Source organism: Neolewinella aurantiaca (assembly GCF_008014675.1).
Classification (GTDB): Bacteria; Bacteroidota; Bacteroidia; order Chitinophagales; family Saprospiraceae; genus Neolewinella; species Neolewinella aurantiaca.
On record NZ_VOXD01000063.1, the window covers coordinates 1 to 9,687 of the forward strand.

The following is a 9,687-nucleotide window of genomic DNA, read 5'->3' on the forward strand; positions in this document are numbered from 1 at the left end:
AGGCCGCCGGCAGGCAAGGTAAGACGGGCGGCGACGTGTGTTCACTCGGAGTAGAGCTCCTCTGTCAGTGCCCGAGGACTGAGCTCTTCCCCCTCGGCCCGTTCATTTTTTCTTGATAAAAAAACGAACCAAAAAAATCAAGGCTGCTGCCGGTGCCAAGGCCGAAGCAAGAGGGACTGAACTCTGCGTTCTGCACTCTACACTTTGATTACTGAGCGGTTATTTAGAATCCTGATCCGGTCTGGCTCTCCTGAAAAACTGAAGTTCGGCATTGAGGGCCGCCGGCAGGCAAGGTTAGACGGGAGGTGACGCTGTTGCCACCCTGCAAGGTTTGCTATACCGGAAACGAAGTCATCTCACTGCCTACAAACTGTAGCGGGCCATTGATTTACGCGACTGGAAGTTAGTCTACCCCGGCTGCTCACCAGAGGCGAAAGTGGCCGGTCAACTTTCGCCGGAAGATCTCGTTGTACGCTCCAGGGGAAGGTTTCTCGGAGAGCCATGCTCAAAAAACCTTACTTTACACCTGCGCCCGCGCCTACTAATCCTTGTACGGGTAATTTTGGTATGATGGTATACAGTCGGATTGTGTTACTTCTCTTTGTTTTGGTTGGCCTGGCCGGCAACCTGACCGCGCAATTGGACTCGCTGCTGAACGTACTCGACAGCGAGCTGGAAAAGCGGTCGCAGTACCTCGCCGAAAAGGAACTTTCGCTGCTTCAACTCGATCAATTGCGCAGTCAGGCCAACGATCCGGAGGAACAATTCGAAATCACACTCGAAAAAGTCCTTGCCCTCGAATCCTTCTCTTTTACCCGCGCCTACGGCGAGGTACTCAGGCTGAAAAAACTAGCCCAGCAATTAAGTGATCCGGTGAAGATCAGTCAGGCCAAAGTCCGGGAAGCTTTCATTTTTCTTTCCGCGGGCCTCTTCAATGAGGCACTGGACAGCCTCAACACCATCAATCCCGATTTATTCCCTGCCGAATTGAAATCGGACTATTATGCTACCCGTGCCCGCACCCATTTCGACTTAGCCGACAACTACGCCATTCATTCTCTGAGCGATAAAATTGAAAGGCTGGGGCTTCAGGACCTCGACTCCGCAATCGTTCACGCGCAATCCTTTCCCCTCACCCGCCTCTCTCTGCTCAGTTACAAATCGATGAGGCTGGACAATGCGACGGAAGGACTAGAGTTCTACCGCCAGCTGCGGGCACTGCCGCAGGCCGGAACACGGCTGATGGCCAAGGAGCACGGCGCGGCCGGCATCCTCTTTAATATGCTGGACCAACAGGACTCCGCCCGATTGGCCATCGTAAAGTCTGCCATCGCAGACGAGCGAACCGTTACCCGCGAAGCCATCTCCCTCGTTCGGGTAGCCCGTTATGTCTACGAAATGGGGGATTACGAGCGTTCGGCCAGGTACATCAAGATCGGGCTGGAAAACGCCAACTTCTTCAACGCCCGCCACCGCAAGATGGAAGTACTCGACATTTTGCCGCTGATCGAAGAAGAAAGACAACAACTCCTTCTTGCCCAGCGGCGTCAGTTTTTGATCTTTACCATCCTACTCTCCCTCTTACTCGTCCTTGCGGTGTGGCTCATTCGCCGGACCATCCTCCAAAATAAAGAACTCAGGGAGCGCCGTAAGGCCCTGCTCGACTTAACCCAACAGCTGCGGGCGAACAACACCGCACTGCGCGAATCGGAGCGCATCAAGGAACAGTACATCGGCTATTTCTTTCAGTCCAACACCAAGTTCATTACCGGCGCAAAGAAGGTTATCGACAAAGCCTCAAAAGCCATCTACGCCGCCGACTTCAAGGAGGCGAAATACCAACTGAAATCCTTCAACGCCAAGCAGCAGAACAAACAACTCCTGCAGGACTTCGACGAAGTCTTCCTGACCCTCTTCCCCGATTTTGTCCGGAAATTCCAGGCACTGTTTCCGCCCGAGGTTGTGTGGCAATCGCCGGAGCAGGAAGGGCTTTCTTCGGAGGTCCGGATTTTTGCCCTGATGCGCTTGGGCATCAAAAACAACGATACCATTTCGAAGATCCTGGGCTACTCGGTCAATACCATCTATGCCTACCGCAGCAAGGTGAGGGGAAAGTCTTTCCTGGAAAAAGATGCCTTCGATAAAGCGGTGATGGATATTTCATCCACCCCATAGAATAACGAAGCCTATCAAATCCTTGACGTAGCGATAAAGTACTGTGATTCATACACGAATATATAGCAATAATACTGCATAATGATCATGTGTAGAAGTGAACACTATTGGTGATAGTGTTCAGCTTTTCGGCTAAAAGCTGCCCGAAGTACTTGACTTTATGGCGTGAGAGTTCTAAATTGTGAACATTATACCTGTAAAGTGGTCACTATGCCAAATGATGATTTTGATCTCTTCGATCAGGAGGTGTACGCTTCCCCTAAGCTGCAACCACTTTAAAATAGAAAACCTGATTTTCAATTTCATGGATTTCCGGCGTTTTATAGCCGAGATTGCGGTGCGGTCTTTGAGAGTTGTAAACTTGCCAGCATCGTGCCTGGCTAAAATTTCGAGGCGCTGGGCCTCAGTGAATTTGCTCTTTCGCATGGTTCACGATTTAATGGGTGAAGTAAAGTTAAGCCTTACTTCTATTTTATCGTGGTTGCGCCTGATGGGAAGCGTACACTTTCTTTAATTGCGGACGTGAAGTAGACTTTCTAATGGGATATATCTTGAAAAAGTGGGAGAGAGGACTTCATATATTAAATTATACAGTTTGATATTTTTTCCATTGACAGAAATATCTGGCATATAGTCTTTGAAAACAGGACATTCGATCAAAACCCAATCTCCAGAGTGTTTTTCCTTGTATATTTCCCCTATGAACGCTAAAAGCGGCAAGTAACATAATTCTAAAAAACGCCATGAAAACCTATTCATATAGAGCAAGAAAGTAATCTCCTTTAGCTGATGCTCACTGGGGAGGGCATTCAGGTTTTGATACCCGACTAAGTTATATAAATTTAATACTAGCTCTTCAATACTTGATTCAAATAGTTCACCATGATAATTCAAACCTATTAATTCTGGATAAATTTTATTTTTTTTATCTTTTAGCTTAACCATAAAGTCAGAACGCAAGTGAATTACTGCTAAACAATCTTCAAGAGATTGGTAAAAAAAAGCGCTTCCTCTCGACGATTCAATTGATATGACGCCATCTAAATAGCGGCCAATTTGAACTGGCGGCCACAGTTTTACCTGTTCAGGTGGAAGAAGTTTTAGCAAACTCTTCGAGAAGTTCTTATTTAGTTCATAGTAAGAATACTTTTTATTCCTGCTAGAGTATATAAACCTGTAATTAGGAGTAGAATTATCAATATTCTTCTTTGCAAAAAGAAGTCCATTACTGTCCATAACATCTAGAAATATTGCTTCGTCAGAAAATATTAAGGATTCAGGTTTGAACAATTTCAAAATTCTACCATCACTAAAGAGATAAACTCTTTCTCCATGATGAAGGCGTAAATAGTTGCTATAATACTCCAGATGTTTTAAGTCTTCGTTTTCTATTTCTTCTATAAGAAAAGAATACTCTTCTATCGAATAAACCTCTATTACAGTTTCTGCCTTATTCTGAAGACGGTGAATCCTTTCCGTCATATCTTTTAATTTTAAATCACCTAAAATAGATTAAAAGAATACTGTATTAATCATCTGATTGCTCATCATCAAAACAACATTCGTTATCATCTGTTAGACAACAGTTTACAGGGCCGCAAACTGGATCTGAATTAGTCTCAAGTCGCTCAATTCGAAACCTCTCTCTAAATAGAGTATAGTTAATACGCTCTGCAGTATACGTAAATTCAGCATATACACACCTTTCTAATCCACGTTTAAAAAATTCCTTGCCAAAGAACCAGACTAAGTGTGCGCCAAAATTTATTTCTTGATAATTTACTAAATCTGGATAATTTAAACGAATTAACCGTTGATCAGAGTTATTTTTTCCAATTCTGAAACATACACAGGGATGTTTAAGGCAGAGTAATGATGTACCAAGTCGTTGTCTAGCGCCACGTCGCCTGTTAAAATCATGTATAGGCCATGGAGTGCTGATTTATCTGGTAAATAAGTATTGGCTGGGTTTGATAAAAATTCGCCATATCTAATCCCTTGGTCTTTTATTCTATTATTAGGGACGCTTCGTTCTAGTCCCCAACTGAAGATATTGTCTGCATACCTGCCTTTAACTTCTATGAAGAATGGTTGATGTCTTACTTCTAAATGATCAAGGTCATATAGTCTCTTTTCTATGTAACCATCAGGTCTTTTCATAAAGCCTACGCCATTTGGCTCAGTATTACTTTGGGGTAAGTTTAAACACCTTAAAGCAACTTCCTCTTGCGCTGGGCCTAGGACCCTACAAGACCACCAATGTTCGACTCTTGCCTCTTGACCAATATAATCCTGTTTAAGAGCGGCTTTTGTAGCAAATGTCTGAGTGCGGAAGTCTATAGCTGTCATCGGAGACCAACCTGTAGGGTCTGGTTCAGGTATTCTTTGACAGAGAGAATTAGCTGATTCTCTTATACCTCTTGGGCTAATAGCTAAAAAATCTAGATTATTAATGAAGAAGAAGTCAAGAAGACGATCAATCGCATCAACATCTAAGTTGAAATCTAGGAACAAATCTATTTCGTTTGCAAGATTAGAAAATGTTACTTCTTCTAATCGTGAAGTTTGAGCGTTATTATATAAGTATAATGAACTCCTTTGAATTGTAATATCGTATTGGTTGTTATTACTTACAAATTCATTAATCCTTGAAGCAATATTACAGCTATATGAGTTTGCTACCAAGCCACTCTTAATGTCAAAAGTGTCAATCGGAACAAGACGTGCAGGAGGCTCTCCTTTAACTATATGCACCTTATAGAGAATCTCTTCAATAATATTACCATCGTCATCAATAATAAACAGGCTATACTCAGTATCCTCCGTAGGGCAAACCTCCTGTTGCTGCTGTTGAGGAGAGGTAATACTCGCCTCCGATTCCCAAGCAAAACAATCAACATCCTCCTCGTTAACATCGCCAAGAAGAGGTTGAAGAGTAATGCAATTGTCTGTTTCACAAACATAATAATTGAACACGAAATCTTCCAAGTCTTGTGCGCTAATTGTACATAGGCTGAAGACGAAAAAAAGCAGGAGGGTAATCTTTTTCATATTTAATAGGTATTTATATTTTTTTTTGATGTCCTATTTCGCTGAATAGAATACTCGTAGTGACTGACTTAAATGTTTAATTGATGACTTGTGCATAGTTTTTGTCACAATAATTGAACGCGACAATGCCTCTTGAATAAGAAAACCATACTTCGTTACTCCAAGCCCGTCTTACGCCATAAGTATCTGAATAAGTCTGTTGAAACTTACTTCTAGGAAATGGGACAGAATTTATTTCAGATGCTCCGCGATCATCTTCCAAATACTGAAATGTATTAACAACAGGACAATCTGGAAATGCAAGTTTTACCGAGAACTGATCTCTACCTATCTGTGTCTGATCATCCGGTGTTAGAATATTCTCCCGAGTAGCGGCTCTTGACACCCAAGGAAGAATCTCTATCGAAATAGTATCTTCCCCTATAGAAGAAACATAGGTGAGCTTAAATTTCTCAATGTTGTAGTAGGGAGTAAACATCAAACCATTGTCGCATTCTCCAAAGTCAGGAATTTCCTTTCTTTCAATATTCAAGTTGTTTTCTACCTTTAAAAACTCGAATTCATTTCCATCGGAGTCAACAAATATTACAGTGCCGGGATAGTCAGTGTGAGTTATACTTCCACTTATTTCATCGTTGAGAAACTGGTCCCCAATCATCTTCATATCCCCACCACAACTGTCTTTAGTACATCCTGAAGAAATCAATATGATGCATAGAAACGGCGCTAACATGGCATATGTTAAAAATGTATTCATCGGGTAACAATTATTTTCTTCACGTAATACTCACCTGAACTTAACCATATTTGAACGAGTATCATTTTGGACTGTTTAACCCCAAGACCAATTGATAATTGGCTGTTGTTCCCAACAACTTTAGCCTCTTTACCTTGTCCTAAGATTTGGCCATACATGTCGAACACTTTCCATTCGGTTATGTCTGACCTATTTGCGATGAGTGAAATTGAACCTCCTCTTTCCGAAACGGGGTTTGGAAAGAGAGCGAATTCATCCTTCTTCTCATTAGGTGATGAGAACTCGTCTTGTTCAAAACTCTTGTAATAATAATCATCTAAACCACCTTCAATGAGTGCTTCAATATCTCCACTTTGAAAGCCACAGGAGTAGTATTGTTCGGGGCATTCTGGCACACTAGGAAATTCTCGATATCGTTCTACCTCAACAGAAGAAACAGCGTCTATTATTTCGCTCCAACGCCATGCATCTACTAGACATGGAAAAGCCTCACATGGTGTTCCTATATGGATATCGAATAGTCCTTGTATATTATTATCAGGCAAGACGAAGAAACATGCTCCGCCCTGATGTGCTCCTTCCCTCTCTCTTTGTATGTTTTCTCTTAAAACATAGTTGTCTTCTAGGCAGATTAAGTCGAGACTACATCCATCATCGTTGAGCACAACATCACAGTCTTCACATTCTCTTGCGACACCGTAACGTTCGCATAAGGTTGCTATTTCTTCTTCAGTAATCTCGGTATCTGGGCCATCATCAACTGTTCCAGGTTGACATTCAAATTCTGCATATACTCTTAAAGTAAGACCTATTGCTGGTCCATTATTTAGCCATTCAATATTCTGTGGGTCAAATATACATCCACACAATCTTCCGTTTGAAATCAACTCAGATGTATTTGAAGGACGAACATCTAACTCTATTGGTCCAACAATTCCACCCGTAGAGCCTCTGACTGCTGACGGTAGAGTTAATGTCCCGCCTCCTGTACAAGGTCTTAAAGGGTCAGATGCTTCATAACTGAAAAGAGCAAAACGATCATCTCCTGAACAACTCGCATTGTCCCTATAATCATTATCAAAATAAACCCATTCTTCTCTACACGCTTCACAATGCATAATATACCCTAACCAGAAATCATTTGGGATGCCCTGGAAAAGCCTCCTTTCCGAAAGAGAGTGACCTCCTCCTAGAATATGAGGTATAGGAGGTTGACTTCTCGGACCAATTACGTTTCTGCTCGGTTCTAAACAACTCCCGTCTTCAAGCATAATCGAGACTTCAAGAACACCAGGGGCATCGCTATTTCTAATGAGATGATCCTCCCAGTGTCCAGAAATAAGAACTCCGACTTCATTTTCATCAAGACCATACACGGAGGAACCTGGGCCTACTATTTCTAGAACTGTTGCCTCATATGTTACTGAATGGTCTTGACCTCCGTCAGAATTATACGCTCTCGTGACGATAACTTTATCGCCTACAGATACTCTGTGATTTACAAATCCTCTACCTCCCCTTAACCCTCTAACAGCGTACTTAGTTCTTCTAAGAAAGTTATTGGTTAAGCATTGATCCTGTATTGTCACAAATGGTCTTGGGCTAGTACAGCTGGTAAGCTCTTCAATTGTTATTTGAGATAGGACAACCCCTGTACATGGATGTAAAATACTTATCGTTGGGAAGAAGCCATTTATGAATGTAAAGTCAGGGATATAGAATTCAGGAGAGTTACGTACCACAGTTTCAGTGAACCGAAATGTTTGTCCAATATTATTTTCCTGAATGTGTTGATAAGTTAATTGATATTGAAAGGGATATCCTTCAAACGGGGAACTCACTTCAACATCCGCAATGATTTGAACGGGAGTGGCCTGTGCGTTAAAGAACTCTCCGATTGATCTAATATTGCTAAGAATAACATCGTCTTCATCTATATTCGCAGCACAAGATGGTATATTGACAGTTCCTGTTATACTACATCCATTGTCACTAGTGAATCTTAAATTATGAGACCCTTCGGCTAAGTTTTCTAGTATTATTGTGCCTGAGGAAGGGAAGTTTCGGGACGACACCAGCATTGAGGTTGTTTCATCATAAATCTCCATTAAGAATCTCGTATATGGAGTAAATTCTGGAGGTAATCTAAGGGTGACCTGCCCATCACTTTCTCCTTGCGAGGCAGGTTGAGAGCTAGAGATGTATTCGTTTAAATCAAAGTTTTCAAAGCTTTGGCATACGATAAATGATTTAACAACCTCACCACATCCCAAACGATCGGTAATAGTAACTGAATAATCAATACCGCAACTCAAGGAACGTTGACGATTTGTATTGCCATCTTGCCATAGGTAAGCAAACCTGAGCGGATCATCCATGCTCACATTCACAGTAGTACCACATGTAGAACTTGTAGAAGGCAGCATTTCGGAAGTATCTGAGCCTAAATCTTCACATTCACGAATCGTGAAACGAGCAGTTGCAGTGCAACCAGGAATTGTTCGAAAAGCAACTACGTAATCGCCAGGCTCTAGATTATCTATTCCATTACGGTTCGTATTGATGTTTATAGGGTTGCCATTAAGTGTTAGCCGTGTAATCTGAACATCGGCCAGCAGCTCGTATTCTACACTGCCCCGGCTACCTCCTGGAGTAGCATTCGTGATTGTCCCGAGTTGAATCCCGGCACAGCAGAGATTAAAGGTTTGAGTAGCGGAACATCCATAGGCATTCGTTGCTGTTACCGTATAGGAGCCTGAACATAAACCTTGTAAACTATTACCGGTGCTTCCATTGCTCCAAACGTACCTATCTCGGCTCTCATTTATTGTAATAAGACCTCGAGGGTTCGTTGATACTCTCAAGCCCATTTGACAGCCATTGGTACCACATCGTTCTGGATCAGGCTCTACAGTTTGAAAATCTTGATAAACACCGAAGTCATCACAGCAATCATCACGCCCGCATTCAGTGACTATGATGTTATCATCAATAAAATCGCAGCCAAATCTATTGGTATATACAACTAGATAGTTATCAGCACAGATGTTTTCTAAAGTTCGTCCTTCACCAATCATCAAGGTGAAACTTCTTATTTGTACTCCGGAAGAATTAAATACTTCTACTGAAAATGGACCACTGTCACCCATTGCAGCTACTTCTAAAAACGCCATTACATCGCTGATTTGCCTCAAGAGTAGAATTATCGTTTCTTATTGTAACTGAGCTCAATTGAGCGTTTAGGTTTACTACGAACAGAGTTAAGAGGGAAAGTAAGAGGTGTTTCATTCGTTTCTATTTTGAATAGTGGTGTTTGGACAACATAATTAAGTCGGGCAAGGGCAAATATAGTCTTATTATTTGGACATATGAGGCTCTGGAGAAAAGTTCATATTTTTTTGTACTCAATTGTAGGCTTACCTAAAGGGATAGTTCAATTAAGTGTGTCTGGGTTAATGAATAGTCTCTAGCAAGGCGAAGCCTTGCTACGAGCGCGCGTTCCGCGCCGCGAAGTCGGAGGCCGGAGGCCGGAGACTTCGCGGCGCGGAACGCGCGCTGCCCTTTTAAGCGGCATCTAGGTGTAGGGTGTTCCGTCTGTTAGCTCCTGCCCACGCCTGATTCTGTCCTTTGTAAAAGTGTGCTCGCAATCCAGTAGCTTTGAGTTGCGAGACAAAAAACACGGATGCGAGCACGACTCAAAGCTA

At 42.4% G+C, this 9,687-nt stretch carries 5 protein-coding genes; 1 reads left to right on the top strand and 4 read right to left on the bottom strand.

What is annotated here, in order from left to right; genetic code table 11:
* Positions 1-567 precede the first annotated feature (567 nt).
* Positions 568-2,175: a DUF6377 domain-containing protein gene (locus FUA23_RS21680; RefSeq protein WP_187271183.1), complete on the top strand. Its 1,608-nt coding sequence runs from the start codon at positions 568-570 to the stop codon at positions 2,173-2,175.
* A 510-nt stretch (positions 2,176-2,685) separates the two neighbouring features.
* Here FUA23_RS21680 and FUA23_RS21685 read toward each other — a convergent pair.
* The 4 genes from FUA23_RS21685 to FUA23_RS21700 all read right to left on the bottom strand — a co-directional run bounded on the left by FUA23_RS21685 (position 2,686) and on the right by FUA23_RS21700 (position 9,156).
* Positions 2,686-3,657, bottom strand: a complete 972-nt coding sequence (locus FUA23_RS21685) for a hypothetical protein (protein ID WP_147932878.1) — start codon at positions 3,655-3,657, stop codon at positions 2,686-2,688.
* 324 nt (positions 3,658-3,981) lie between these two features.
* Positions 3,982-5,226, bottom strand: coding sequence for a hypothetical protein (locus tag FUA23_RS21690; protein ID WP_147932879.1), 1,245 nt, complete (start codon positions 5,224-5,226; stop codon positions 3,982-3,984).
* Between the two features lie 76 nt (positions 5,227-5,302).
* A complete protein-coding gene (locus FUA23_RS21695; protein ID WP_147932880.1) occupies positions 5,303-5,983 on the bottom strand; it encodes a hypothetical protein in 681 nt (226 codons plus the stop codon).
* On the bottom strand, positions 5,980-9,156 hold the full coding sequence (locus FUA23_RS21700) for a T9SS type A sorting domain-containing protein (protein WP_147932881.1): 3,177 nt from the start codon (positions 9,154-9,156) through the stop codon (positions 5,980-5,982). The genes FUA23_RS21695 and FUA23_RS21700 overlap by 4 nt, the downstream gene beginning before the upstream one ends.
* Positions 9,157-9,687 lie beyond the last annotated feature (531 nt).